General features: G+C 73.0%; 25 protein-coding genes and 1 pseudogene. 21 read left to right on the plus strand and 5 right to left on the minus strand.

The features are described 5' to 3' along the window. The first annotated feature begins 48 nt into the window (after nucleotides 1-48). The 4 genes from mfd to ABZ783_RS14855 all read left to right on the plus strand — a co-directional run bounded on the left by mfd (nucleotide 49) and on the right by ABZ783_RS14855 (nucleotide 7,257). Complete coding sequence (gene mfd / locus ABZ783_RS14840) at nucleotides 49-3,693, plus strand: transcription-repair coupling factor (RefSeq protein WP_357437813.1); 3,645 nt, start codon at nucleotides 49-51, stop codon at nucleotides 3,691-3,693. Nucleotides 3,694-3,794: 101 nt separating this feature from the next. Beyond that, nucleotides 3,795-4,559 carry a hypothetical protein gene (locus tag ABZ783_RS14845; protein ID WP_357437816.1) on the plus strand — a complete coding sequence of 255 codons (765 nt, stop codon included), beginning with the start codon at nucleotides 3,795-3,797 and terminating at the stop codon, nucleotides 4,557-4,559. A gap of 2 nt (nucleotides 4,560-4,561) precedes the next feature. Beyond that, the gene (locus ABZ783_RS14850) at nucleotides 4,562-5,548 is read left to right on the plus strand and encodes a nucleoside triphosphate pyrophosphohydrolase (protein WP_357437817.1); all 987 of its coding nucleotides are present in this window, start codon (nucleotides 4,562-4,564) and stop codon (nucleotides 5,546-5,548) included. An 89-nt stretch (nucleotides 5,549-5,637) separates the two neighbouring features. After that, nucleotides 5,638-7,257: a DUF885 domain-containing protein gene (locus ABZ783_RS14855; protein ID WP_357437820.1), complete on the plus strand. Its 1,620-nt coding sequence runs from the start codon at nucleotides 5,638-5,640 to the stop codon at nucleotides 7,255-7,257. An 18-nt stretch (nucleotides 7,258-7,275) separates the two neighbouring features. On the opposite strand, the gene ABZ783_RS14860 is transcribed toward ABZ783_RS14855, so the two are convergent. Both ABZ783_RS14860 and ABZ783_RS14865 read right to left on the minus strand, forming a co-directional pair. Next, nucleotides 7,276-8,184: an NUDIX domain-containing protein gene (locus ABZ783_RS14860; RefSeq protein WP_357437823.1), complete on the minus strand. Its 909-nt coding sequence runs from the start codon at nucleotides 8,182-8,184 to the stop codon at nucleotides 7,276-7,278. Between the two features lie 53 nt (nucleotides 8,185-8,237). Beyond that, nucleotides 8,238-8,933: a hypothetical protein gene (locus ABZ783_RS14865; protein ID WP_357437825.1), complete on the minus strand. Its 696-nt coding sequence runs from the start codon at nucleotides 8,931-8,933 to the stop codon at nucleotides 8,238-8,240. Nucleotides 8,934-9,165: 232 nt separating this feature from the next. Between ABZ783_RS14865 and eno the strand changes: the two genes are divergently transcribed. The 6 genes from eno (at nucleotide 9,166) to ABZ783_RS14895 (ending at nucleotide 13,779) form a co-directional block, all read left to right on the plus strand. Beyond that, on the plus strand, nucleotides 9,166-10,449 hold the full coding sequence (eno, locus tag ABZ783_RS14870) for a phosphopyruvate hydratase (protein ID WP_357437828.1): 1,284 nt from the start codon (nucleotides 9,166-9,168) through the stop codon (nucleotides 10,447-10,449). 29 nt (nucleotides 10,450-10,478) lie between these two features. Next, nucleotides 10,479-11,114, plus strand: a complete 636-nt coding sequence (locus ABZ783_RS14875) for a septum formation initiator family protein (RefSeq protein WP_357437830.1) — start codon at nucleotides 10,479-10,481, stop codon at nucleotides 11,112-11,114. Nucleotides 11,115-11,137: 23 nt separating this feature from the next. Beyond that, the gene (locus ABZ783_RS14880) at nucleotides 11,138-11,695 is read left to right on the plus strand and encodes a DUF501 domain-containing protein (RefSeq protein ID WP_357437833.1); all 558 of its coding nucleotides are present in this window, start codon (nucleotides 11,138-11,140) and stop codon (nucleotides 11,693-11,695) included. A gap of 1 nt (nucleotide 11,696) precedes the next feature. After that, complete coding sequence (locus ABZ783_RS14885; protein WP_357437834.1) at nucleotides 11,697-12,209, plus strand: amino-acid N-acetyltransferase; 513 nt, start codon at nucleotides 11,697-11,699, stop codon at nucleotides 12,207-12,209. A gap of 58 nt (nucleotides 12,210-12,267) precedes the next feature. Next, nucleotides 12,268-13,197 carry a Ppx/GppA phosphatase family protein gene (locus ABZ783_RS14890; protein ID WP_357437912.1) on the plus strand — a complete coding sequence of 310 codons (930 nt, stop codon included), beginning with the start codon at nucleotides 12,268-12,270 and terminating at the stop codon, nucleotides 13,195-13,197. Between the two features lie 147 nt (nucleotides 13,198-13,344). Then, on the plus strand, nucleotides 13,345-13,779 hold the full coding sequence (locus tag ABZ783_RS14895; RefSeq protein WP_357437837.1) for a peptidoglycan-binding domain-containing protein: 435 nt from the start codon (nucleotides 13,345-13,347) through the stop codon (nucleotides 13,777-13,779). Nucleotides 13,780-13,923: 144 nt separating this feature from the next. Here the strand turns inward: ABZ783_RS14895 and ABZ783_RS14900 are convergent, their stop codons facing one another. The 3 genes and pseudogenes from ABZ783_RS14900 to ABZ783_RS14910 form a co-directional block, all read right to left on the minus strand. Continuing rightward, nucleotides 13,924-14,613, minus strand: coding sequence for a hypothetical protein (locus tag ABZ783_RS14900; RefSeq protein WP_357437839.1), 690 nt, complete (start codon nucleotides 14,611-14,613; stop codon nucleotides 13,924-13,926). A gap of 312 nt (nucleotides 14,614-14,925) precedes the next feature. Next, complete coding sequence (locus ABZ783_RS14905) at nucleotides 14,926-15,243, minus strand: helix-turn-helix transcriptional regulator (protein WP_357437842.1); 318 nt, start codon at nucleotides 15,241-15,243, stop codon at nucleotides 14,926-14,928. Next, nucleotides 15,240-15,602 (minus strand): annotated as a pseudogene (locus ABZ783_RS14910) (type II toxin-antitoxin system RelE/ParE family toxin). The gene ABZ783_RS14905 and the pseudogene ABZ783_RS14910 overlap by 4 nt, the downstream one beginning before the upstream one ends. A gap of 235 nt (nucleotides 15,603-15,837) precedes the next feature. On the opposite strand from ABZ783_RS14910, the gene ABZ783_RS14915 reads away from it, so the two are divergent. From ABZ783_RS14915 to ABZ783_RS14965, 11 genes are all read left to right on the plus strand, one after another. Further along, the gene (locus ABZ783_RS14915) at nucleotides 15,838-16,170 is read left to right on the plus strand and encodes a PadR family transcriptional regulator (protein ID WP_073836854.1); all 333 of its coding nucleotides are present in this window, start codon (nucleotides 15,838-15,840) and stop codon (nucleotides 16,168-16,170) included. Further along, nucleotides 16,167-17,177: a hypothetical protein gene (locus tag ABZ783_RS14920; RefSeq protein WP_357437846.1), complete on the plus strand. Its 1,011-nt coding sequence runs from the start codon at nucleotides 16,167-16,169 to the stop codon at nucleotides 17,175-17,177. Before ABZ783_RS14915 ends, ABZ783_RS14920 begins: the two co-directional genes overlap by 4 nt. A gap of 141 nt (nucleotides 17,178-17,318) precedes the next feature. Further along, nucleotides 17,319-17,816 (plus strand): hypothetical protein, encoded by a 498-nt coding sequence (locus ABZ783_RS14925; protein ID WP_357437849.1) that lies wholly within the window; start codon nucleotides 17,319-17,321, stop codon nucleotides 17,814-17,816. A 112-nt stretch (nucleotides 17,817-17,928) separates the two neighbouring features. Beyond that, nucleotides 17,929-18,615 carry a dienelactone hydrolase family protein gene (locus ABZ783_RS14930; protein ID WP_357437852.1) on the plus strand — a complete coding sequence of 229 codons (687 nt, stop codon included), beginning with the start codon at nucleotides 17,929-17,931 and terminating at the stop codon, nucleotides 18,613-18,615. Beyond that, entirely contained in the window at nucleotides 18,608-19,351 is a 744-nt protein-coding gene (locus tag ABZ783_RS14935) for a uracil-DNA glycosylase (protein ID WP_357437855.1), read from the plus strand. Before ABZ783_RS14930 ends, ABZ783_RS14935 begins: the two co-directional genes overlap by 8 nt. 20 nt (nucleotides 19,352-19,371) lie before the next feature. Continuing rightward, the gene (locus tag ABZ783_RS14940; RefSeq protein WP_357437914.1) at nucleotides 19,372-20,118 is read left to right on the plus strand and encodes a DUF4129 domain-containing protein; all 747 of its coding nucleotides are present in this window, start codon (nucleotides 19,372-19,374) and stop codon (nucleotides 20,116-20,118) included. Nucleotides 20,119-20,194: 76 nt separating this feature from the next. Continuing rightward, nucleotides 20,195-20,776 carry a hypothetical protein gene (locus ABZ783_RS14945; protein ID WP_357437859.1) on the plus strand — a complete coding sequence of 194 codons (582 nt, stop codon included), beginning with the start codon at nucleotides 20,195-20,197 and terminating at the stop codon, nucleotides 20,774-20,776. Beyond that, complete coding sequence (locus tag ABZ783_RS14950; protein WP_357437861.1) at nucleotides 20,776-21,783, plus strand: MoxR family ATPase; 1,008 nt, start codon at nucleotides 20,776-20,778, stop codon at nucleotides 21,781-21,783. The genes ABZ783_RS14945 and ABZ783_RS14950 overlap by 1 nt, the downstream gene beginning before the upstream one ends. Next, entirely contained in the window at nucleotides 21,783-23,144 is a 1,362-nt protein-coding gene (locus ABZ783_RS14955) for a DUF58 domain-containing protein (RefSeq protein ID WP_357437864.1), read from the plus strand. The genes ABZ783_RS14950 and ABZ783_RS14955 overlap by 1 nt, the downstream gene beginning before the upstream one ends. A 37-nt stretch (nucleotides 23,145-23,181) precedes the next feature. Then, entirely contained in the window at nucleotides 23,182-23,754 is a 573-nt protein-coding gene (locus tag ABZ783_RS14960; protein WP_357437867.1) for a hypothetical protein, read from the plus strand. A 102-nt stretch (nucleotides 23,755-23,856) separates the two neighbouring features. Continuing rightward, nucleotides 23,857-25,185: an NAD(P)/FAD-dependent oxidoreductase gene (locus tag ABZ783_RS14965; protein ID WP_357437870.1), complete on the plus strand. Its 1,329-nt coding sequence runs from the start codon at nucleotides 23,857-23,859 to the stop codon at nucleotides 25,183-25,185. Nucleotides 25,186-25,793 lie beyond the last annotated feature (608 nt).

The raw sequence follows: 25,793 nt of genomic DNA on the forward strand, positions 1-25,793 counted from the left end.
TGGACGCGGGGTCGTCGTCGTGCGTCGACCTCCTGGAAGTGATCACAGATGCTCACCGGACTCTTCTCCGCCGCCCTGGCCGACCCGGGGCTGGCCCGGGCGCGTGACCTGGCGCGCTCCGGTGCCGCGCAGGTCGACGGCCTCGACCTCACCGCCCCGGCCGCGCTGCGTCCGTTCGCGGTGGCGGCCGTCGCCGCGGACGAGCCGGTGGGCGGCGCCGGGCGGCCGGTGCTCGCCGTCACCGCCACCACGCGGGAGGCCGAGGACCTGGCGTCCGCGCTGGGCAGCCTGCTGCCGCCGGAGCAGGTGGCGATCTTCCCGTCCTGGGAGACGCTGCCACACGAGCGGCTCTCGCCCCGCTCCGACACTGTCGGGCGGCGGTTGGCCGTGCTGCGCCGGCTGGCGCACCCCGAGTCGGCCGACGCGCACGGGCGGACGGGCCCGCTGCGGGTGGTGGTGGCGCCCGTCCGGTCGCTGCTGCAGCCGCAGCTCAAGGGGCTCGGCGACCTGGAGCCGGTGCAGCTGACCGCCGGTGACGAGGCGGACCTGGAGGAGGTCGCCCGCCGGCTCACCGACATGGCGTACGCCCGGGTCGACCTGGTGACCAAGCGGGGCGAGTTCGCCGTCCGGGGCGGCATTCTGGACGTCTTCCCGCCCACCGGCGAGCACCCGTCCCGGGTCGAGTTCTGGGGCGACGAGGTCGAGGAGATTCGCACCTTCGCGGTCGCCGACCAGCGGACCATCGAGCAGGTCCCGCAGCTCTGGGCGCCGCCGTGCCGGGAGCTGCTGCTCACCCCGGCGGTGCGCCGGCGGGCCGCCGCGCTGGCCGAGGAGCACCCCGAGCTGGCCGAGATCCTCGACAAGCTGGCCGAGGGCATCCCGGTCGAGGGGATGGAGTCGCTCGCCCCGGCGCTGATCGGCGCCGGCTCGATGGAGCTGCTGCTGGACTGCATGCCGGCCGGCACCCACGTGCTGCTCTGCGACCCGGAGCGGATCCGCACCCGGGCGCACGACCTGGTGCGTACCTCCGATGAGTTCCTCCAGGCGAGCTGGGCCGCGGCCGCCGTCGGGGGGCAGGCCCCGGTCGACCTCGGCGCCGCCGCCTTCCGGACCCTGGCCGACGTACGCACGGCCGCCCGCGCCCTGCGCCAGCCCTGGTGGACCCTCGCGCCGTTCGGGCTGGTGGAGGCGGAGGCCGCGCCAGCCCGGCAGCCCTGGGAGGACGAGCCCACCGAGGTCGACGTGACTCCCGACGACGCGATCGCGGTGATCCTGGCCGCCCAGCCGGCGCCGCTCTACCACGGCGAGACCGCCCGGGTGGTCGACGACCTCAAGCGCTGGGCCGGCGAAGGCTGGTCGATCGCGCTGGTCTTCGAGGGGCACGGCCCCGCCCAGCGGGCCGTCGAGGTGCTCCGCGACGCCGGGCTCGGCGCCCGGCTCACCGAGGAGGTGCCCGCCGCGCCCGCTCCCGGTGAGGTGCTGGTCTCCTGCGGCTGCCTGACCGCCGGCTTCGTCGACGAGGCGTCCCGGTTCGTGCTGCTCACCGGCAACGACGTGACCGGCGGCCGGGGCGCCTCCACCCGGGACATGCGCAAACTGCCCAGCCGACGGCGCAACACGATCGACCCGCTGGAGCTCAAGGCCGGCGACCACGTGGTGCACGAGCAGCACGGCATCGGCCGGTACGTGGAGCTGGTGCAGCGCACGGTCAACGGCGCCTCCCGGGAATACCTGGTCATCGAGTACGCCCCGAGCAAGCGGGGCCAGCCGGGCGACCGGCTCTTCGTCCCCACCGACCAGCTCGACCAGCTCTCCCGGTACGTCGGCGGCGAGCAGCCCACCCTGCACAAGATGGGCGGCTCGGACTGGCAGAAGTCGAAGGCGCGCGCCCGCAAGGCGGTCCGCGAGATCGCCGCCCAGCTCATCCAGCTCTACGCCGCCCGCAAGGCGTCCAAGGGGCACGCGTTCGGCACCGACACCCCGTGGCAGCGGGAACTGGAGGACGCCTTCCCCTGGCAGGAGACGCCGGACCAGCTCGCGGCGATCGAGGAGGTCAAGCGGGACATGGAGCAGACGGTCCCGATGGACCGCCTGATCTGCGGCGACGTCGGGTACGGCAAGACCGAGATCGCGGTCCGCGCGGCGTTCAAGGCGGTGCAGGACGGCAAGCAGGTGGCCGTGCTGGTGCCCACCACCCTGCTCGTGCAGCAGCACTACAACACGTTCGCCGAGCGGATGAGCCAGTTCCCGATCACCATCCGGCAGCTGTCCCGGTTCCAGACGCCGAAGGAGGCCGAGCAGACCCTGGCGATGGTTGCCGACGGCACCGCCGACATCGTCATCGGCACCCACCGGCTGCTCCAGGCGGCCACCCGGTTCAAGCAGCTCGGCCTGGTCATCATCGACGAGGAGCAGCGCTTCGGCGTCGAGCACAAGGAGCACCTGAAGACCCTGCGCGCCTCGGTCGACGTGCTGGCCATGTCGGCCACCCCGATCCCGCGCACGCTGGAGATGGCGATCACCGGCATCCGGGAGATGTCCACCATCGCCACCCCACCGGAGGAGCGGCACCCGGTGCTCACCGCCGTCGGGGCGTACGACGAGCGGCAGGTGGCCGCCGCTGTGCACCGCGAGCTGCTCCGCGACGGTCAGGTGTTCTACCTGCACAACCGGGTCGAGTCGATCGAGCGGGCGGCCCGCCGGATCCGCGAGCTGGTGCCCGAGGCCCGGGTCGCGGTGGCGCACGGGCAGATGAGCGAGGAAGCGCTCGAGAAGGTGATGGTCGGCTTCTGGGAGAAGGAGTTCGACGTCCTGGTCTGCACCACGATCGTGGAGTCCGGCATCGACATCCCGAACGCCAACACGCTGATCGTGGAGCGTGCCGACCTGCTCGGCCTGGCCCAGCTGCACCAGATCCGGGGCCGGGTCGGCCGCGGTCGGGAACGGGCGTACGCGTACTTCCTCTACCCCGCGGACCGGCCGCTGACCGAGAACGCGCACGAGCGGCTGGCCACCATCGCCCAGCACACCGAGCTGGGCGCCGGCATGTACGTGGCGATGAAGGACCTGGAGATCCGGGGCGCCGGCAACCTGCTCGGCGGCGAGCAGTCCGGCCACATCGAGGGCGTCGGCTTCGACCTGTACGTCCGGATGGTCGGCGAGGCGGTCTCCGCCTTCAAGGGCGAGCACGCGGAGGAGGAGACCGAGGTCAAGGTGGACCTGCCGGTCGACGCGCACCTGCCGCACGACTACGTCGGGGTGGAGCGGCTGCGCCTGGAGATGTACCGCAAGCTCGCCGAGGCCCGCGACGAGGAGCGGCTGCGCGAGGTGGTTGCCGAGATGACCGACCGCTACGGCGAGCCGCCCGCGCCGGTGCAGAACCTGGTCGCGGTGGCCCGGTTCCGGCTGCTGGCCCGGCAGTACGGCCTGGCCGACGTCTCGATGCAGGGCAAGCACATCCGGTTCAGCCCACTGCCGCTGCCCGACTCGAAGCAGCTGCGGCTCAAGCGCTACCACCCGGATTCGGTCTACAAGCAGGCGCTCGACCAGGTCAGCGTGCCCCGGCCGAGCACCCGCCGGGTCGGCGGCGAGCCGCTGCGCGACCAGGCGCTGCTGGAGTGGTGCGCTCAGCTTCTCAGGGACGTGCTGGGCGAGCCGGTCGCGGCGCAGCCGGCCGCAGCGGCGGCCCGGTGAGCGCGGCGGGCGGGGGACAGCCGGTCGGAGCGGCGGCGCGGTGAGCCCCGGCGGGGTGGGCGGCGTCACAGCTGCGTGGCGGGCATGAGAGAGTGGCCGTCATGCGTGCTCGCCGTCTTGTCGCCGCCGCCAGTGTGGCGGTGGGTCTCGTCGCCCTCGCCGGTTGCCGTTCCGAGCCGGGAGTCGCCGCCTACGTCGGTGACCACCGCATTACCGAGGATGCGGTGACCCGCCTGCTCGACGAGTTGCGGGCCGAGGCGCCCACGCCGAGCGCGGAGCCGAGCGCCGGCCCGGAGCAGGCCGCGCCGGCCGAGGTGCGGATGCCGTCCCGCACCCAGGTGGTCAGCAACCTGGTGCTGCTCGACGTGTGCCAGCGGCTCGCCGACGACAAGGGCTACCAGCCGCCGCAGCAGCCGGTCACCGCGAGCCAGATCGCCCCGCAGCTCGGCGTCCCCGCCGACACCGCGTACGCCGAGCGCGTGGCCGACCTGACCAACTGCATGAACAGCCTGCCCGTCCCCGAACCGGTCGCGCCGACCGAGCAGGACCTCGCCGAGGTGGTCGCCGCCGGCAAGGCGGCCGGGGTGATCCCGGCCGAGGTGACGGTCCAGCAGGCCGCCGCCCAGCTCGACGGCGACCAGCTGCGCGGGGCGCTGGGCAGCAAGAAGGTGCTGGCCGACGCGATCACCGGGTACGAGGTCAGTGTCAGCCCCCGGTACCGCCCGCTGGAGATCCCGCTGCTCAGCTTCGCCGCCGGGCAGGCCGCGGTGAGCGTGCCGCTGGGCGAGCCCGGTTCCGACTCGGTGACCGACGTCTCCAAGCCCGAGCCGGCGGTCACCGAGTCGACCGGCACGGTCGCACCCTGAGCATGCCCGCCCGGATCGTCCTGCTGGTCACCTCGCCCCGGCTGCCGGCCGGTCTGCTGACCGCGTCCGCCTGGGACGTCGTACGCTCCGCGCCGGTGCTGGCCGGCGTGGAGAGCGAGCTGACCAGGGCGGTCGGGGCGGCGGGCGCCGAGGTCACGGTCGTGACCGAGGGCGCCACCCAGGCTCTGCTCGAGGCGGTGGCGGAGCACGGCACCGCGGTCTGGCTTGCCGGGCCGACCGGCGACGAGGCGCTGGCCCGGGAGCTGGGGCTGCGGCTGGCCCGGGAGCCGGGCCTGGCCGAGCTGGAGCTGATGTACGGGTCCTGGGATCCGCCGGGCGCCCGGCTGCTCGACGCGGTCGAGGTGATGGACCGGCTCGCCTCCCCGGGCGGTGACCCGTGGAAGCGGGCGCAGACCCACCGCAGCCTCGCCGGCTTCCTGCTCGAGGAGTGCTACGAGGCGTACGACGCGATCAGCGCCGACGACACCGACGCGCTCCGCGAGGAGTTGGGCGACGTGCTGCTGCAGGTGCTGCTGCACGCCCGGCTCGCCGAGGAGCTGCCGGAGGGGAAGCGCTGGACGGTCGACGAGGTGGCCGGCGGCCTGGTCGACAAGATGGTCCGGCGCAACCCGCACGTCTTCTCCGGCGAGCAGGCCGGCTCGATCGAGGAGATCGAGGCGGCCTGGGAACGGATCAAGCGGGCCGAGAAGGCGCGCGCGTCGGTGCTGGACGGCATCGCGCTGAGCCAGCCGGCGCTCGCCCTGGCCGCGAAGATCCTGGACCGGGCCGGCCGGATCGGTCTCGCCGTGCCTCCGCCGCTCGCCGAGTCCCAGGTGGACCCCGAGGCGCGCCTCGGCGCCAGCCTCCTGGCCACGGTCGCCGCCGCGAGACAGGCGGCCATCGACCCCGAGGCCGCTCTCCGCCGCACCACCCTGGCGTACGCCGACGCCGTCCGCGCCGCCGAGTCCGCCCAGCCCGAGTCGAGTTGATCAAGAGGTTTGCGTCGGAGCGAGCGCTCCGACAGACGCAAACCTCTTGATCAACGAGAACGTCGGCGGACATCGGTAGGGTCGTCGGTATGGAAGCGTTTGTGCCGCTGGCGGAGCGGATCGTCGAGGCGTTGCTGGAGAGCCGGCCGGGGCTGGCCACGTCGGCCGGTGACCACCGCTACGACGACCGGCTGCCCGACCTCTCCGCCGACGCCCGAGCCGCCGACCAGGCGATGCTCCGCGACGCGGCCGACGCGCTCTCCGAGCTGGACCCGGACTCGCTGGACGTCGAGGAGCGGGTCGACCACGCGCTGCTCAGCAGCCTGGTCGACCGGGAGCTGTTCGAGGCGACAGAGATCCGCGCGTACGAGTGGGACCCGCTGCGGCACAACCCGGGTCCGCTGCTGCACGCCCTGCTGGCCCGCCCGTTCGCCTCCGCCGAGGAGCGGCTGACCTCGCTGGCCGGGCGGCTCGCGGCCGTACCCGACGCCCTGGCCACCGCGCGCGCGACGCTGCGCGACATGCCGCGGATCCACGCCGAGACGGCGGTCGGTCAGTTCACCGGCACGGCGGCGCTGATCCGCGACGAGCTGCCGGGGTTGCTGGCCGAGGCCCCGGCGATGTACGGCCGGGTGGAGCCGGCGGCCACCGCGGCGATCGCCGCGCTGGAGGAGTTCGTGGCCTGGCTGCGGATGGGCCTCGCCGCCGACGCGGGCCCGGGTCGGGACCCGCGGCTGGGCCGGCGGCGCTGGGAGGCCCGGCTCTGGCACACCCTCGACACCGAGCTGAGCGCCGCCGAGGTGCAGCGCCGCGCCTGGGACAACCTGGACCGGGTCACCGCGGAGATCCGCGAGGCGGCCGTCGAGCTGGTCGGTGGCCCGGCCGACGACGAGACGGTACGCCGGGCCCTGGACCTGCTCGCCGCCGAGCACCCCGACGACGCCACCATCGTGGACCTGGCCTCGGTCACGCTGGACGAGGCGACCGACTTCGTCCGCGCGCACGACCTGGTCACCCTGGTCAACGACCCGTGTGTGATCCAGGAGATGCCGGAGTTCGCCCGGGGCGTGGCGGTGGCCTACTGCGACTCGCCGGGCCCGCTGGAGACGGCGAACGTGCCGACGTTCTACTGCATCGCGCCCACCCCGGCGGACTGGTCGGCGCAGCGGGTCGAGTCGTTCTACCGCGAATACAACGACCACATGATCCGCAACCTGACCGTGCACGAGGCGATGCCCGGGCACTTCCTCCAGCTCGCCCACGCCCGCCGCTACGCCGGTCCGACCCGCGTCCGGCCGCTCACCGAGTCGGGGGTGTTCGTCGAGGGCTGGGCGGTCTACACCGAGGAGCTGATGACCGGCCTGGGGTTCGGTGGGCTGCCGGTCCGCCTCCAGCAGCTCAAGATGCAGCTCCGGATGACCATCAACGCGCTGCTCGACCAGCTCGTGCACTGCGACGACCTGCCCGAGGCGGAGGCGATGGCGCTGATGACCGGGCGCGGCTTCCAGGAGGAGGGCGAGGCGGCCGGCAAGTGGCGGCGGGCGCTGCTCACCTCCACCCAGCTCTCGACCTACTTCGTCGGCTACAGCGAGCTGGCCGACATCGCCCGCTCCCGCCCGGAGGGGGTGTCGGTCCGCGAGTGGCACGACGCGATGCTCGCGCACGACTGCCCGCCACCGCGGCACCTGCGTACCCTGCTGGGGATCTGACCGGCCGGGCGCGCGGGTTCAGGGCCGGGGGTGGGCGGCGGCCGCGTCGATCAGCCAGCGCGAGAGGGAGTACGCCGGCGGCAGCTCCGCCGGCAGCGCGTCCACCGGGAACCAGCGGGCCTCGACCAGCTCCTTCGCGTCGACCACCGGCTCGGCGTCCGGGTCGGTCACCGGGGCGGTGAAGCCGGCGAGCAGGGTGCCCGGCCCGGACATCGCCCAGGGCTGGCTGTCGACGTAGGACGGTCGCCCGATGCTGAGCCCGACCTCCTCGCCGACCTCCCGGTGCACGGCCGCCTCCAGCGACTCGCCCGCCTCCACGAAGCCGGCCACCAGCGCCCACAGCTCCGTCGGCCCGTACGCGTGCCGCACCAGCAGCAGCTCGTCGGGGCCGCCGGCCCGCCCGGGACGGGTGATCGCCACGAGCACCGCGACGGAGAGCGGCACGAACACCGTCAGGTCGCAGCCGGGGCAGCGGCGGGCGGTCTCGCCCGGCAGGTCGGCCAGTTCCGTCCGGCACGCCCCGCACCACCGGTGCGTACGCCGCCAGGTGATCACGGCGAGGGCCCGCCCGGCCAGGGTGGCCAGCGGTTCCGGCAGTTCGGCGGCGATGCCCCGCCAGCCGCGCCAGCGGCCGGGCAGTGCCTCGGCGTCGGCCACCTCGGCCGCCCAGGCCGGCACGCCGTCCAGCGTCCCCACCGGCACCCAGTCGAGGCCGGTGGGCAGGTCACCGATTCGGAGGAACCCGTCCGGCCCGGCCAGCAGCCGGCGTCCGGCCACCGGCAACGCCAGGTCGCCGGGCATCGGGGGTCGGGCGCGGTCGGCGCCCGGGACGAATCCACCCCCGCCCGCCCCGGCCCAGGGGGTCAGCGCGTCGGCGGCGGGTGCCGCGTCGCCGGAAGCCGCCGGGGCGTCGGTCCCGGCCGGCACCTCGGTTCCGACCCGGGATCCGGTCGCGGCAGCGGCTTCTTCGGGCCGCCCGGTCACGAGGTCTCGGGGCGGCGGCGGTCCACCACGCCCGCGCCGGCCGGCACGTCGAAGCTGGCCGCCTCGACGGTGTCGGTGTAACGGCTCAGCGTGATCTCCGCCGGCTTGCCGTCGAGGGCGCCGGTGAAGCTGGCGAGCACCCCCTCGGTGGTGACGCAGGCGGTGAAGCGCTGGCCGGCGCGGGTGACGTCGACGCAGGTGGCGTGGCGGCCGGCCAGGGTGGTGTCGCTCTGCTCGATGGTCGCCTGGGTGTCCAGGGCCGCGTCGGTGAGCAGCCGGATCACCGCTGGCGGGGTGACCTGGCCGTGCTGGCGGGCCTCGGTGTAGACGATCACTGACGGCTTGCCGGCGGTCAGCACCGGGGGCGACACCTCGCAGGAGGTACGCCTGCCGGCGGTCGCGCAGCGGGTCACCGCCTCCTGAGTCACCGTGATCTTGCCGTCCGGCCAGGTGTACGCCGAGCGGAGCGGCTTCGCGGTCTGGGCGATCGAGGCGGTGCGGCCGCCCGGGAGTTGGTAGTCGGCCGCCCAGGTCTGCTCCAGGGCCCGGTCCATCCGGGCGGCCAGGTCGTTGACCAGGTCGGCCCGCCCGAGCGCGACCCCGGCGTCGTCGAAGGTCTGACAGCCGGTGACCGTGAGCGACGCGATGATCGAGGCGGCGAGCGCGCGAAGAGTCGTCGAGGCGGCGGGCATGGCGCCCAGCCTTGTCGATCGGGGCAACCTCTCGCAAACCCGTTGCCGGTTGACGCCCGGGATTTCGGGAATGTCCGTCGTGGCGGGACCGCGGGGGCCGTCACTGAGCGTTGCGGCCCGCCGGGCCGCGGCGTGCGTACCTCGGGGGCCCGATACGCTGCGTTCAACACCTGCCTCAGCCGCACCGTCGCGGCCCATACCGGACCGGAACACACATACGAGGAGCGACTCAGTGGCAACCATCGAGGGAATCGTCGCCCGGGAGATCCTGGACTCGCGGGGCAACCCGACGGTCGAGGTCGAGGTCGGGCTCGACGACGGCACGATCGCCCGCGCCGCGGTGCCGTCCGGCGCCTCCACCGGCGCGTTCGAGGCGATCGAGCTGCGCGACGGTGACAAGGACCGCTACCTGGGCAAGGGTGTCGAGAAGGCGGTCACCAACATCGAGGACAAGATCGTCGACGAGCTGATCGGGTACGAGGCCAGCGAGCAGCGGCTGATCGACCAGAAGATGCTTGACCTCGACGGCACCGACAACAAGGCCGAGCTGGGCGCGAACGCGATCCTCGGGGTTTCCCTGGCCGTGGCCAAGGCCGCCGCGGGCAGCGCCGAGTTGAGCCTCTTCCGCTACCTGGGCGGGCCGAACGCGCACCTGCTGCCGGTGCCGATGATGAACATCCTCAACGGCGGCGCGCACGCCGACTCGAATGTGGACATCCAGGAGTTCATGATCGCGCCGATCGGCGCGCCCACCTTTCGCGACGCGTTGCGCTCCGGCGCCGAGGTCTACCACGCGCTGAAGTCGGTGCTGAAGAAGAAGGACCTGTCGACCGGCCTCGGCGACGAGGGCGGCTTCGCCCCGAACCTGCCGACCAACGCCGCCGCGCTGGACCTGATCGCCGAGGCGGTGGAGAAGGCCGGCTACCGGCTCGGCACCGACATCGTCTTCGCCCTCGACGTGGCCGCCACCGAGTTCTTCGACAACGGCACCTACACGTTCGAGGGGGCCAGCAAGACCGCCGAGGAGATGAGCAACTACTACACCAAGCTCGCCGGCGACTACCCGATCGTGTCCATCGAGGACCCGCTGTCCGAGGACGACTGGAGCGGCTGGGCCACCCTGACCGCGGCGCTCGGCGACCGGATCCAGATCGTCGGCGACGACCTCTTCGTCACCAACCCGCAGCGGATCGCCCGGGGGATCACCGAGAAGGCCGCCAACGCGGTGCTGGTGAAGGTCAACCAGATCGGCTCGCTCACCGAGACCCTGGACGCGGTGAACCTGGCCCACCGGGCCGGCTTCGCCTGCATGATGAGCCACCGCTCGGGCGAGACCGAGGACACCACCATCGCCGACCTGGCGGTCGCCACCGGCTGCGGCCAGATCAAGACCGGCGCCCCGGCCCGGTCCGACCGGGTCGCCAAGTACAACCAGCTCCTGCGGATCGAGGAGGAGCTGGCCGACGCGGCGCGGTACGCCGGCGTCGGCGCGTTCCCGCGCTACCGTTCGGCCTGAGCGGAGAGCTCCGGGGGAGGGGTGTGACGATGCAGCAGCGCCGCACACCGGGTGGCCAACGTCCCGCCCGTCGGCCGGGTCAGATCGGCCGGCCGGGCGGTGCCCGGACCCGGTCGTCGGCCCGCGAGGGCGGCGTCCGCGCCGAGCCGCGGGCCGCCGGTCGGTCGTCCGGAGGCGTCCGCGGCACTGATGGCGTACGCTCCGCGAGCCGTCCCGCGGCGGCCCGGCGTACGGCCGCCGGGGGCACCGTCAAGCGGCTCACCGCACCCCAACCCCGGCGCTTCACCGGGCGCGCCACCGTGCTCTTCGCGGTGCTGATCGCGCTCGCCCTGGCGTACACCTATCCGGTCCGGGTCTACCTGGACCAGCAGGCCGACATCGAGCGGATGGAGGCGTCCCAGGTCGACCAGCGGAAGCGGATCGAGGACCTCACCGCCGAGGCGGCCAAATGGAAGGACCCGGCGTACATCGAGACGCAGGCCCGGGAGCGCTTCTTCATGGGCCGGCCGGGGGAGACCCTGCTGGTGGTGCTCTCCGACCCGGAGGGGGCCGCCCGGGACGCCGGCACGGGCGCGAAGCCGGGGCCGCCGAAGCAGCCCGACGCCTGGTACGACACCCTGTGGTCCAGCGTGCAGGCGGCCAACGCCGAGCGCCCGGACAACTAGGCACCACCCCGAAAGGCGACACCGTGAGCGTCGTACCACCGCAGGAACCGGCGGCGGATTCCGTACCCCCGGCCGAGCGGCAACCGGCCACCGAGGCCGACCTGGCCGCGGTGGCCGCGCAGCTCGGACGCCCGCCCCGCGGCACCCGGGCGGTGGCCCACCGCTGCCCGTGCGGCCTGCCCGACGTGGTCGAGACGACGCCACGGCTGGCCGACGGCACCCCGTTCCCGACGCTGTTCTACCTGACCTGCCCCCGGGCGACGGCGGCGTGCAGCCGGCTGGAGTCGGCCGGGCTGATGAAGGAGATGGCCGAGCGGCTGGCCGCCGACCCGGAGTTGGCCGCCCGCTACCGGGCCGCGCACGAGGACTACCTGGCCCGCCGGGAGGCGATCGGCCAGGTGCCGGAGATCGCCGGCATCTCGGCCGGCGGCATGCCCGGCCGGGTGAAGTGCCTGCATGTCCACCTCGGGCACGCGCTCGCGGCCGGGCCGGGGGTCAACCCGTTCGGCGACGAGACCCTCGCCCTGGTGGAGCAGTGGTGGTCGGCTGGTCCGTGCGTGGACGTCCCGGCGGCGGAGTGAGATGACGGCCGCCGACGAGATCGTGGTCCGCCGGGCCCGCACCGCAGACATACGCGGCATCCGGCGACTCGTCGACACCTACACCGACGACCGGCGGCTGCTCAGCAAGGCCACCGTCACCCTCTACGAGGACGTGCAGGAGTTCCGGGTGGCGGCCACCCCGGACGGCACGGTGGTCGGCTGCGGCGCCCTGCACGTGATGTGGGAGGACCTGGCCGAGATCCGGACGGTGGCGGTCGACCCGACCTGCCGGGGCCGCAAGATCGGGCACCGGATCGTCGGCGAGCTGATCGACGCCGCCCGGGAGCTGGGGGTGGCCCGGATCTTCGTGCTGACCTTCGAGACCCGGTTCTTCGGTTCGTTCGGCTTCCAGGAGATCGACGGCGCGCCGGTGCCGCAGCCCGTCTACGAGCAACTGCTCCGCTCCTACGACGAGGGCGTGGCCGAGTTCCTCGACCTGGAACGGGTCAAGCCGAACACCCTCGGCAACACCCGCATGCTGCTGCGCCTGTGACGACGGCGTGACCGGTCGGGGCACCGGCTGCCGTAGGGTTGCTGCCGTGACGACGCGCGTGGCCGCCATCGACTGCGGGACCAACTCGATCCGACTGCTGGTCGCCGACCTGCCCGACCGGGAGGCCGGCCCGCAGGCGCCGCTGGTGGACCTGTGCCGCCGGATGGAGATCGTCCGGCTGGGCCAGGGCGTCGACCGGACCGGCCGGCTCGCGCCGGAGGCGATCGAGCGGACCCGGGTGGCGCTCGCCGACTACGCGGCCGAGATCGAGAAGTTCGGCGCGGAGCGGGTCCGGATGTGCGCCACCTCGGCGACCCGGGACGCCAGCAACGCCGCCGACTTCCGGGCGATGGTCGAGCAGACCCTCGGCGTGCCGCCCGAGGTGGTCACCGGCGACGAGGAGGCCCGGCTCTCCTTCACCGGCGCGGTGCGCGGGCTGCCCGCCGACGCCCGGCCGCCGTACCTGGTCGTCGACATCGGCGGCGGATCGACCGAGTTCGTGGTCGGCACCCGCGAGGGCCGGGTGGAGGCGGCCGTCTCGATGGACATCGGCTGCGTCCGGATGACCGAGCGCCACCTGCACGGCGACCCGCCGAGCCTCGACGAGATCGCGGCCGCGCAGGCCGACATCGCCGTGGCGGTGGACCGCGCGCTGGCGGTGGTGCCGGGGCGCGAGGCCGCCACGCTGGTCGGGCTCGCCGGGTCGGTCACCACCGTCGTCGCCATCGCCCAGGGGCTCCAGGCGTACGAGCCGGAGCGCATCCACCACGCCCGGGTGTCGTACGACCAGGTCGCCGAGGTCACCGCCGACCTGCTGGCGAAGAGCAGCGCGCAGCGGCTGGCCATCCCGGTGATGCACCCCGGCCGCGCCGACGTGATCGGCGCGGGCGCCCTGGTGCTCCGGGTCATCATGGAGCGCGCCGGCATGTCGTCCGTCGTCGCCTCCGAGCACGACATCCTCGACGGCATCGCCTGGAGCCTGCAGTAGCAGGTTGGACCAACCGGGTTCGATGAACCGGTTTCCACCCCGATGCATTGAATCGGAAGAATGTCATGGCGGTCGATGGAGCAGGAGAGCCCCTGCTACTGTCTCGCGGAGATGCTCATCGATGCATCATTACGGGGAGGAGTGTGGATGTCGAAGCGTGTTGTTCGGCGAGCGGTTGCGGCGGTTCTGCTGGTGGTGACCAGCGGTTCGGTCCAGTTGGTGGGCTCCGGCCCGGCGTCCGCCGCGACGCCGACCTGCGTGAAGTCTGTTACCTATCAGGGAGCCCTGGTGCCCGCCGCATCGACCAACTCGGTCGACTGCAACATGGTGCGCGGGAACGTCAGTGACGGGGTGGCCCGGCTGCAGGACACGATGAACGACTGCTACCCGGGCACGCTCAGGGCGGTCGGCGTCTACCCGCTGACGGTCGACGGCAACTTCGGCGGCAACACGCAGAAGGCGCTGATCGAGGTGCAGAAGGTCGCCCGCACCTCGGCGGACGGGGTCTACGGGCCGAACACCCGGAAGGCGATGCTGCACGTCGACCCCGACTACGGGGACCCCTGCCGCCGCGTCAGCTGAGTCCCTGCCGGACCGGCGGCCCGCGCCGGGACAAGGCGACGTGGGCCGGCAGAAGTGGGTCAGGACAAGCTGACCCGCTTCTGCCGGGTGGCGATGCGCGCGGTATCGGTGTCCCCAAAATGCGGCATCACAAGATCTGCCGGTTCACCTCGACGGCTGGCGCGGCCAGTCCGACGATCGTCCGGGCCGGTCCCCGGCACCGCCCGACAGCGAGCCAGCCCAGTCCGAAGCGCCGGTCCCGTCCGAACGACCGGCCCCGCTCGAACTGCCGGCCCGTACCAGTTCCGGCTCGGGGGTCCTGCTCGGCGTGCCCAGGCCGAGACCGTCCACGCCCAGTGGGCGGTCCTTCTGCGTCGCGGGCGAGAGGATCTCGTCCGGCTGCAGCGCGCCAGGTCCGTCGGCTTCGGGTTGCGGCCACCGTTGCCAGCGGCGGACGCTCACGACCGCGACGAGCAACAGCGAGCCCACAAGCAGGGTGGTCCCGGTCCGGACGGGGGCTGCCAGATCGACCTGGTAGCCGGCCAGAGTCGGTTCGTGGTCGAGGAGTTTCATCAGCGAGGCCGGGCTGACCAGCAGGCCCAGGTAACTGGCCGAGTAGAACAATCCGGTCAGCGTCGCGCCCAGCGGGGAGATCCGGAGTGTGGCGACGAGCCCGAGCAGGATCCCAGCCGCCGCCAGCACGAGCGCGGGCCGGACGAGATCACCGCCGTCCAGTGCGCCGCCGTTCTGTGCGTCTGCGAACGCCTGCGCCGACCGGTCCTGCCCAAGGGCGAAGAGGATCCAGGCCGACGGGCCCACGATGGCTGCGGCGATCACGGTTCCGATGTGTCGCATCGGGGCAAGGTACCGACCATCCTCGTGAATCAGCAGGCACGTAAGGAGAACTTAAGTGCCAGCACAGCACGTATCCGGTTTTGGCGGGCAGGCCGTCACATCGCGGATTCCCTGAGTGACGCAGCGCGGCCTGGCTTCATCTGATGACCGTCGGGCCCATCAAGCCGAACATTCGACGTCCACGCCCAGTGTGTCGCCGCTTGCGCCGAGATCGTCTATCCGATTACTGACGGCTTGCGGGGGCTCCGCCGCTTCTTGGTCGGCGGCCCGAATGGCGCGGTCATCAACGTGTCGACCGTTGAACGGGGCAGATCAAGCGATGGCGGCGATGTCCCCGTCGTCGAAGTAGATGGCCTGGTGGAGCTTGCCCCCCAGAGCGGCGGCGAACCGGGCGACGACCTCCTGGCCGGAGATCTGGCCTTGCTCGATCTGCGAGACTCGGCCCTTGGTGACACCCATCCGGTCCGCGACCTGCTGCTGCGTCAGCCCGCGCGCACGTCGCACTTCCGCCAGTCGGTGCCCGATGACCTCGGCAAGGAGCTCCTGCTTGCCTGCCTCGACGGCCTCCTCTCCACCGGCACGCGTGACGTGCTCGGCGCGGATGTCCTGCCACCGCGAGTAGTCGCTCATGCTTCCCCCTCCTGTCGTGCTCGTTCCTTGAGGTAGAGCTCATAGCGGTGTTCGGCGAGCGGGATGGCGTCGCGCTACCACACGTTCCACTGCCCTGACTTGTCCCCGGCAACCAGCAGGATGCTCGATCGCCAGGGGTCGAACGCAAAGAGAATACGTACGCTGCCAGGCCGCAGTTCCTTCAAGTTCGCCATCGATGAACCGTGAATGGTGTCGATGAGTGGCCGCCCGAGCCCGGGTCCGTGTTCCGCCAGAAGATCGATCGCATGCACAACCCGGCGATAGGTGTTGCCTTCGAGGGTCTCGATCCATTGCCGCACCTCGTTGACGAGGTACACGTCCCACTCGCCCGCCGCCATGCAACGAGTATAGCAATCGCTATACCTAGGTTGGGCCTGTTGTTCCATGTGTGCCTGGTCAGGCATGTTCGGTGGCGAGGCGGGCGTCGAAGCCGAACAGCGCCTGTTCGGGCGCGGCGGCGGTTACCCCTGGAAGGAGGCATGACTGCTTTACGACATGGCTCCAACCCATGACGCGGCGAGAGAACTACTGTTTTCTTGACGGTACTGTGCAATCCACAGTACCGTGCAACGCGTGGATACGACGCAGCTCCTCAAGGGCGTGCTCGACCTGGCCGTTCTCGCCGTGCTCAAGGACGAGGACGGCTACGGTTACGACATCCTCCGCCGGCTGCGCGAGGCCGGCCTGGAGGAGGTCGGCGACGCCTCCGTCTACGGCACCCTGCGCCGGCTCTTCGCCGCCGGCCTGCTGACCGCGTACGTGGTGCCGAGCGAGTCCGGCCCGCACCGCAAGTACTACGCCCTCAACGCCGCCGGCCGGGATCAGCTCACCCGCTCCGGCAAGACCTGGCGCTCCTTCGCCACCACCATGGACGCACTGCTCGACGATCGGGGGATGGCGGCATGACCGTCACTGGGCAGGAGATCGCGGACTACGTCGAGCGGGTGCGGGCCGCCCTGGCCGACCTGCCGCCCGCCGTCCGCGACGAGTTGACCGAGGACCTGGCGGAACACCTCACCGAGGTCGCCGCGGAGGCCGACGGCACGCTGGTCGACCGGCTGGGCGCGCCGGAGGCGTACGCGGCCGAGCTGCGAGCTGCCGCCGGCGCGGACGGGGACGGCGGGCAGGCGTCCGCGGACCGCCGGTTCGCCGCCGCCCGCGCCCGGATCTCCGCCGGGCTGCGCGGCCTCGACACCCGACTCGGCCCCCTCCTCGGGTACGCCACGGCGAGTGAGTTCCTCCGCCCGCTGCGCCCGGCGTGGTGGCTGGTCCGCGGGTGGCTGGCTGCGCTGCTGATCTCCGCCGCGCTCGGCGAGCCGTCCGGGTTGCTGCCCCGGCTCAGCGGCAGCGTGCTGGCCGGCCTGTTCCTGCTCGCCGGCACGGTGCTCGCCTCGATCTGGCTGGGCCGCCACTCCGTCGGCTTCCGGGGCTGGCCGCGGCGGCTGCTGCGGCTCGGTACGGCCGCCCTGCTGCTCTTCGCTTTCGCCGCGCTGCTCAACGTGGACCAGCACGCCCGCTCGGACGACTTCGGGCCCTACGCGGGGGTTTCGGTCGGCAACCCGTACGACTCGATTGAGGACGTCTTCGTCTACGACGAGGAGGGGCGCCTGGTGCGGAACGCCCGGCTCTTCGACCAGAACGGCGTGCCGATCCGGCTCGGCTACCCCACCTGCGTCGACAGCGGCCAGTACCCGCCGCGCAACGTCTATCCGTACTGCCCGGACCGGGCCCCCTTCGCGCCCCGGCCGGCCGCCCCGGCCCCGACGGCGTCGCCTGCGACTCCGGCCCCGACGGTGTCGCCCGAGCCGACCGGCAGCCCCACGGCGTCCACCACGCCGACGGACACGCCGACCGCCGCCCCGCCGTCCGGGGCGCCGGAGCCGGCCGACCCGGGGCCGGTCCCGACCCGCTGACTCCTCGCCGCGGGGCGCTCGTCGACCGACGGGCGCCCCGCTTCGTGTCCATGATGGACCGATTGGCAGGGGAGGGGCAGTGCCGTCCGGTCCCGGTCGCTACGGTGTCGTCTGCTCGTCGACTCCCGTGAAAGGACCCCCGTGTCAGAGCAGGCCACCCTCTCCTCCGCCGAGCCCGCAACCGACGGGACCCCGCCGTCGGAACCAGCCGGCGATCCGGCCGCCCCGTCCCGTCTCGGCGCCGTGCTGGGCGTGGTCGTGCTGCTCCTCGGCGTCGCCACCGCCCTGCTGGTGGGTTTTCTGATCAAGGTGGGCCCGAGTGGCGACCTGCGCGACGTCTTCGGGGGCGGTGACGGCACCGCCGAGGCGAGGATCGGTGACTGCGTGGCCGACCTGCCCACCGTCGCCGGCGTCGAGGCGAAGGCGGCCGACGATGCGCGGGTGGTCCGCTGCGACTCGGCCGCCGCGGCGTACGCGGTGGTCGGCCGGGTGCAGGACCCGGCGGCGGCCCGTACCCGCTCGGCGGCGGCGTGCGAGCCGTACTTCCGGCCGGGCGACGACGGGTACGTCCTGTACCGCGTCGGCGACGACGGCGACGGCTACCTGCTCTGTCTGGTCCGCCAGGCGAACGGGAGGTGAATGCCACTCTGCCGGCGTCTTCCCCGGGCTGCCGGGAGCGTGGCACGCTACCGGCACGTAACACCCACTGGGCGACCAGCCAACGATGACTGACCGCTAGGAGGACGGGCCAATGGGCGAGATGGTGAGCTTCACCGGCAACGGGGGGACGAGCGAGGGGTATCTCGCGATACCCTCCGACGGTGCGGCCAGCCCGGCGGTCATCGTCATCCAGGACTGGTGGGGTCTGGTGCCCCACGTGCGGGCGGTGGTGGACCGCTTCGCCGAGGCCGGCTTCGTCGCCCTCGCGCCGGACTTCCGCCACGGCGGCCCGGCCAGCAAGCCGAGTGAGCCGCGGCTAATGCTGAACAGCGCGCAGATGGACGAGGCGGCCACCGACATCGCCGCCGCGGCGGACTATCTCTCCGGCCGCTCGGAGGTGGCCGGCGGGATCGGCTGCGCCGGGTTCTGCGCCGGCGCCAGCCTGGCCCTCTGGTCGGGGACCTTCTCGGACCGGATCGTCGCCACCGCCGGCTTCTACCCGCGCCTGCCCTGGGACGGCATGCGCACCGACTGGGCCGACTACGCGGGCAAGGCCGCGCTCATCCACTGCTCGGAGGCGGACGGCCTCTCCGCCGCCGACGGGGTGCAGAGCGTACGCCGGGCCATCGAGGCGGCCGGCGGGGCCTGCCAGACCTACGACTACCCGGGCACCTCGCACGCGTTCTTCAACGAGGACCGGCCGGAGCACTTCGACCAGCGCGCCGCCGCCACCGCCTGGGCCCGCACCCTCGAGCTTTTCCGGGCCAGGCTTGGCTGAACCGCGTACCCCCGCCGAGGTGGTCGCCCGCGCCGCGCGGGCGACCGATCTGACCGACCTCGACGCCGAGGTCAGCAACTGCTTCGCCTGCCCCCGGCTGGTCGCCTGGCGGGAGGAGGTGGCCCGGACGAAACGGGCGGCCTTCCGCGACCAGGAGTACTGGGGCCGCCCGGTGCCCGGCTTCGGCGCGCCCGACGCGCGGATCGCCATCCTCGGCCTGGCACCGGCCGCGCACGGCGGCAACCGCACCGGCCGGATCTTCACCGGCGACCGCTCCGGCGACGTGCTGTTCGCCGCGCTGTACCGGGCCGGGCTGGCCAACCAGCCGACCAGCGTCGCCGCCGACGACGGCCTGACCCTGCGCGACACCCGGATCTTCGCCGCGGTCCGCTGCGCGCCGCCGGACAACAAACCCACCCCGACCGAACGCGACACCTGTGCGCCGTGGCTGCACCGGGAGGTGGCGCTGCTCCGGCCCACGCTGCGCGTCGTGGTCGCGCTGGGCGCGTTCGCCTGGGCCGCATGGTGGCCGGTCCTGCGCGACGTGTACGGGCAGCGCCCGCCCACTCCGCGCCCGGCGTTCGGTCATGGGGCACACTGGTCCGGCACGTCCGTACCGGCGCTGCTCGGCTGCTACCACGTCAGCCAGCAGAACACCTTCACCGGGCGGCTGACACCAGCGATGTTGGACGACGTGTTCGCCCGGGCGAAGCGGTTGGCCGGGGTGGACGACTGAGGATTGCGTTGGGCGGTGGGATGGACCTCGGCGTGCTGCGCAGGTGGTGGCCGGTCGTCGCGGTGACCCTGCTGCTCGCCGTCGCCGCGCTCGCCGCCGGGCACTCCGCGATCGGCGCCAGCCGGATCCCGCCCGCCGTGGACAACCTCCCCTACGTGCCGGACTATCCCACCGCCGAGCCCGTACCCTCGATCCCGGTCGAGCCTCGGGACGCGGGCGAGGCCACCTCGGTCGAGATTCCCCAGTGGATCATCACTGCCTTCCTCGTCGTGCTCGGCACAGCTGCGCTGGCCGTCGCCGGGTACGTCGTCTGGACGCTGATCAGCGGGGCGCTGCGGCGGACCACCCGGGCCATCCCGACCCAGCGGGCCCGGCGGACCGCCGACGGCACCGCCCGGGAGGTGGTGGCCGCCCTGGACGCCGGCCTGGTGGAGTTGGACGACCGGTCCACCGATCCCCGGACGGCGGTGATCGCCTGCTGGGTCCGACTGGAGGAGGCGGCCGAGGAGGCCGGGGTGCCCCGGCTGGCCGGGGACACCGCCACCGACCTGGTCACCCGGCTGCTGCGCGGTGACCCGGCGGCCGGCGTCCCGGCGATCGCCAGCGCCGGTGTGCTGGACGGCTTCGCGCACGTCTACCGGGAGGCCCGGTACGCCACCCACGCGGTCGACGAGCAGATGCGCGACCAGGCCCGGGCCGCGCTGCGCCGGCTGCGCGCCGAGTTGACCACCGCAGCCGTCGCCGATTCCGGGGAGGCGACGGCATGAGCGAGCGGAGTGAGCGAATCGGTCAGCTCGGTGCGGTGGTGCCTCAGGCCGTTGCCGACCGGAGGGAGGCGACGGCATGAGCACCAGTATCGATGACCTGCTGTCGTTCGACGAGGAACCCGCTGGGGAGGCGCGGGACGCGCGGGGCGGGTGGCTGCGTGGGCTGCTGCGTACCCTCGTGGTCACCGCGGCGATCGTGGTGGTGGTCGTGGCCGGCCTGCGCGCGATCGGTCTCCAGGCGTCACTCTGGATCATCGTGGCCGGGGTGCTCGCGGTGCTCGCCGTACGGCGGGTCACCGCTGCCCTGTCGCCTCCGCCGCCGCCGAGGGCCGGTGGCCGGGCCCCGGTCGGCGAGGAGCCGGGCACCTGGAACTGGGGGGCCCGGGACGCACTGCGTAGCGCGATCAACGGCTGGCAGGTGCCGCTGGACTGGTCCACCACCCGGCCCGAGCGGTTCACCAACGTGATCCTGCCCCGGATCGGTGAGTTGGCCGACGAGCGGCTGCGCCAGAAGCACGGCGTCACCCGCGAGTCCGACCCGGCCCGGGCCCGCGCCCTGCTGGGCGAGCCATTGTGGGCCTTCCTCGCCACGCCCGCCCGCCGCACCCCGTCGCCGCGCAACCTCGCGGCGATCGTCGCCGAACTGGAGAAGCTGTGATGAACGACGTGGACCGGAGCATGCCCCCCGCCGAGGTGGGCCGGCTGGCCCGGGAGGTGCTGGACGCGGTCGGCACGGTCGTAGTCGGCAAGCGGGAGGCGCTGGAGCTGGTCCTCGCCGGCATCCTGGCCGGCGGACACGTGCTGCTGGAGGACCTGCCCGGCCTGGGCAAGACGCTGACGGCGCGCTCGTTCGCGCAGGCCCTCGGGCTGGACTTCCGCCGCCTCCAGTTCACGCCCGACCTGCTGCCCGCCGATGTCACCGGCTCCTTCCTCTACGACCAGCGCAGCGGCGACTTCTCGTTCCGGGCCGGACCGGTCTTCACCAACCTGCTCCTCGCCGACGAGATCAACCGCACCCCGCCGAAGACCCAGTCGGCACTGCTGGAGGCGATGCAGGAGAAGCAGGTCTCCGTCGAGGGCGTCACCTACCGGCTGGACGAGCCGTTCCACGTGCTCGCCACCGCCAACCCGATCGAGTACGAGGGGACGTACCCGCTGCCCGAGGCGCAGCTCGACCGGTTCCTGCTCCGGGTGTCGTTCGGCTACCCGAACCACGAGGAGGAGTGGGACGTGCTGCGCCGACGGATCGCCCGCCGGCGGGAGGAGGCCGAGATCAAGCCCGTGGTGGACGCCACCACCCTGCGGGCCATGCAGGCGGCGCTGGAGGACGTGGTCGTCGAGGACTCCGTCGGCCGGTACATCGTGGCGCTGACCGCGGCCACCCGGGAGCACCCCTCGGCGCTGGTCGGCGCCTCGCCACGCGGCTCGCTGGCGCTGCTGCTGCTGTCCCGGGTCCGGGCCGTGCTCGCCAACCGCGACTATGTGGTGCCGGAGGACGTCAAGGCGGTGGCGGTGCCCGCGCTGGCCCACCGGATCACGCTGCGCCCGGAGATGTGGCTGCGCCGGGTCGACCCCTCCTTCGTCGTCGGTGAGGTGCTGGAGGCCACACCCGCCCCGGCCAGCGGCGCCCTGCCCAGCTACGCGGCCGGACCCGCCGGGCACTGATGGCCGACCGCCAGGAGCCGGCGAGCTGGGCGCCCACCTGGGCGCTCGGCCGGGCCGTGCTGCTCACCGGGCTGCTGCTCGTCGCGGCCGTGCTGCTCGGCCGGATCGACCTGGTCGTCCTGGCCACGCCGTTCGCCCTGGGCACCGCGTACGGGCTGCGCCGCCGGCCCGGCACGCTGCCCGAGCTGGAGATCGGCACCGGGGACGCGCATCTGGTCGAGGGCTCGCCGATGGCCGCCACGGTCGCCGTCGCGAACCCGGACACCGTCTCGTACGACATGGCGGTGGTCCGCACCCGGATGTCCCGCTGGCTGCGGGTGGAGCAGGTCGGCTTCGGCGGATCCGGGGTGGACGTGAGCCGTTCCGGTGGCGCCGACCGCCCCTTCGTCACCTCGGTGCCCCGCGGCACTGCGGTCGACCTGGCGCTTTCCGGGACGGCGCTGCGCTGGGGCCGGCACCCGATCGGTCCGGCCGGGGTGCGGGTCGCCGTCGCCGACGGGCTGCTGGTCTCCCGGGCGGTCATCGCCGACCCGGTCCGGATGCGGGTCTACCCGATGACTGAGCCGTTTGAGGCGGTGGAGGCGATGCCCCGGGCCGCCGGGCTGGTCGGCGCGCACCACTCCCGGCGGCCGGGGGAGGGCGGTGAGCTGGCCGGCGTACGGGTCTTCGCCCCCGGGGACCGGCTGCGCCGGATCGACTGGCGGGTGTCGCTGCGGGCCCGCCAGCTGCACGTGGCGGCCACCCTGTCCGACCGGGACGCCGAGGTGGTGGTGCTGCTCGACGTGCTCGCCGAGGCGGGCCGGTCCGGCGGCGTACGCGGCGCGGCGTCCGTGATGGACACCACGGTCCGGGCTGCCGCCGCGATCGCCGAGCACTACCTGCACCGGGGCGACCGGGTGGCGCTGCTGGAGTACGGCCCGGCCGCCCGCCGGCTCCGCCCGGCCACCGGCCGCCGGCAATACCTGACCGTGCTGGAGTGGCTGCTCGACGTGCGGGCCGAGAACTCGCCCCACGAGCCGTACGACCAGGTCTTCGGCCCGCAGCTGCTCTCCTCGGACGCGCTGCTCGTGGTGCTCACCCCGCTGCTCGACGAGCGCTCGGCCCAGATGCTGGCCCGGATGGCCCGGGGCGGGCGGTTCGTGGTGGCGGTGGACACCCTGCCGGGCGACCTGTCGGTGCCGAAGGGCCAGGGCTGGGCCGAGGTCGCCTACCGGCTGTGGCGGCTGGACCGGGACACGATGATCGGCCAGCTCCGCGAGCACGGCGTGCCGGTGGTCCGCTGGGCCGGCGCGGGCAGCCTCGATCAGGTGCTGCGCGACGTGGCCCGCCTGGCCACCGTCCCGCGGGTGGGTGGCCGGTGAGGCGGCGTCCCGCCGTCGCGCACGGAGGTGGGAAGCGATGAACGACCTTCTCGACGGACTGCACGAGCGGGTCCGCGCGCTGCGCTACACGGTCAGCCGGATCGGTCTCACGCCGTTGCTGGTCCGCGGCGGCGTCTTCGTCACCGTGCTGGTCGGCTTCCTGGTCGCGTACCCGGTGCAGGCGTTCACCCCGCGGTCGGTGCTGGCCCTGACGGTGGTGGCGGTGCTGCCGGCGGTCGGGCCGCGCCGGATCTGGCCGACCTTCGCGGCACTGGTCACGGTCGGTGGTTGGCTGCTCGCCACCCTCGGATACGACCGGCCGCCGGAGTTGTGGCGGCTGCTCGCCGTGGCGGCCCTGCTCTACCTCGGGCACACGCTCTGCGCGCTGGCCGCACTGCTGCCGTTCGATGCGGTGGTCGATCCGGACCTGGTCCTGCGGTGGCTGACCCGTGCCGGCGGAGTGGTGCTGGCGAGCGGGGTGCTCGGCATCGTGCTGGCCTGGCTCGGCGGGGTCGGTGGGAGCCGTGGTTTCCAGGCGGCCACGGTGGCCGGGCTGCTGGTCGCGGTGGGTCTCACCGCGCTGCTCAGCTTTCTCCTGCGTCGCAGATAGCGGGACATCGCGGGACGTTGTGCAGGTCACAGGGGTTGTGCTCCGTCACAACGGGGGGTCTCGAACGGGATTAGTCGAGCCGCCGGGGGAAAGATAGATGACGTGAATCCGAAGCGGATCCTTGTCGTGGGTGCCGGGCACGTGGGCCTGTACGCCGCTCTGCGCCTGTCCAAGAAGCTGAGCTCCCGTGAGGCCGAGGTCATCGTCGTCGACCCGCAGCCGCACATGACCTACCAGCCGTTCCTCCCGGAAGCCTCGGCGGGCAACATCTCGCCCCGGCACGCGGTGGTGCCGCTGCGACGGGAGTTGCGCCGGTGCACGGTGGTGGCGGGTGCGGTGACCCGGATCGACCACGACCGGAAGACCGCGATCGTGCAGCCGATCAGCGGCCCGACCCGGGAGATCCCGTACGACCACGTGGTGGTCGCCCCCGGCTCGGTCTCCCGCACCCTGCCGATCCCCGGGCTGCACGAGCACGGCATCGGGTTCAAGACCATCGGCGAGGCCGTCTTCCTGCGTAACCACGTGCTGGACCGGCTCGACGTGGCGGCCGTCACGACCGACCCGGAGGTCCGCCGCCGCGCGCTGACCTTCGTCTTCGTCGGCGGTGGCTACGCCGGCATCGAGGCGCTGGCCGAGATGGAGGACATGGCCCGGGACGCGCTGCGCTACTACCCGGAGCTCAAGCCGGAGGACATGCGCTGGGTCCTGGTCGAAGCCACCCAGCGGGTGCTGCCCGAGGTCGACCGGGACATGGGCGCCTACACGGTGCAGCAGCTGCTCAAGCGGAACATGGACATCCGTCTGGACACCCGGCTCGAGTCGTGTGTCGATGGCATCGTCAAGCTCTCCGACGGCGACAGCTTCCCGGCCGACACGATCGTCTGGACGGCCGGCGTCAAGCCGTCGCCCATGCTGGACGCCACCAACTTCCCGCGCGACGAGCGCCGCCGGGTCACCTGCCTGCCCACCCTGCAGATCGTCGACGGCGACCGGGTGGTCGAGGGCGCGTGGAGCGCGGGTGACTGCGCCGCCGTGCCGGACCTCACCAAGGAGCCGGGCAACTTCTGCTCACCGAGCGCCCAGCACGCCGTCCGGCAGGCCGCCCGGATGGCCGACAACATCGCGAACGTGATCCGCGGGCGCGAGCCGGTCAACTACAAGCACAAGCACGCGGGCAGCGTGGCCAGCCTCGGCCTGCACAAGGGCGTCGCGCAGGTCTACGGCGTGAAGATGACCGGCTGGCCGGCCTGGTTCATGCACCGCACGTACCACATGTCGCGGATCCCGTCGTTCAACCGCAAGGTCCGGGTCGTGGTCGACTGGACGCTGGCGTTCTTCCTCAAGCGTGAGGTGGTTGCGCTGGGCCAGCTGCACGACCCGCGCGAGGAGTTCGCCGAGGCTTCCGCCCCGATCGGCGCCCGCCGCTGAGTTCGTCGGCAAACGGCCCTTCCCGCTCCGGGAGGGGCCGTTTGCCATACCCGCGGTCCGTCTGTGGGCGCGCTGGGGCGGTGATCGCGGCCCGGCTCCGGCTGAGGGTGGTGATCGACTCCGTGTCGGGGATGTGGCGCTATCGGCGGATGCCGGTTACCGCCATTTCCGTGACCTGGAGCGGATCAATCACGCCCTGTCCGTGGGTTGTGGTGGGCCCTGTCCGGTTTGTGTGTGGCGGGCGGCATCGTGAGGCCGGAATCTCGGGCGGCCCGGGGCCGTTGGACATGGGTGCACGGCCGAGGTAGGCGCCCCGCGAGGCGGGCTTGCTGGCCGGCCCGGGTCGGAATGTTGGTGGGCCGCCGGTCGTTGTATATGGTCCCGGCGCCGCGAAGAGGCGAACCCCTAGCCCCGCGAGCCACTGGTCGACAGACAGACTTTTCCCCCTCTTGTTTGAGCGCCTGACGGTGCTTGCGCGCCCTGCCCACCCCCGTGGGCGGTGTGTGCGCCAATCCCCCGAATGGAGCTTTGGTCATGAACTCGATGCTGCGTAAGAGCATTCTTGGTGTTGCTGGTCTGGCTTTCACCGGTGGTGTGTTCGCCGGTCC

It is taken from the genome of Micromonospora sp. NPDC047738 (genome assembly GCF_040642675.1).
In the GTDB taxonomy this organism is placed as follows: domain Bacteria; phylum Actinomycetota; class Actinomycetes; order Mycobacteriales; family Micromonosporaceae; genus Micromonospora.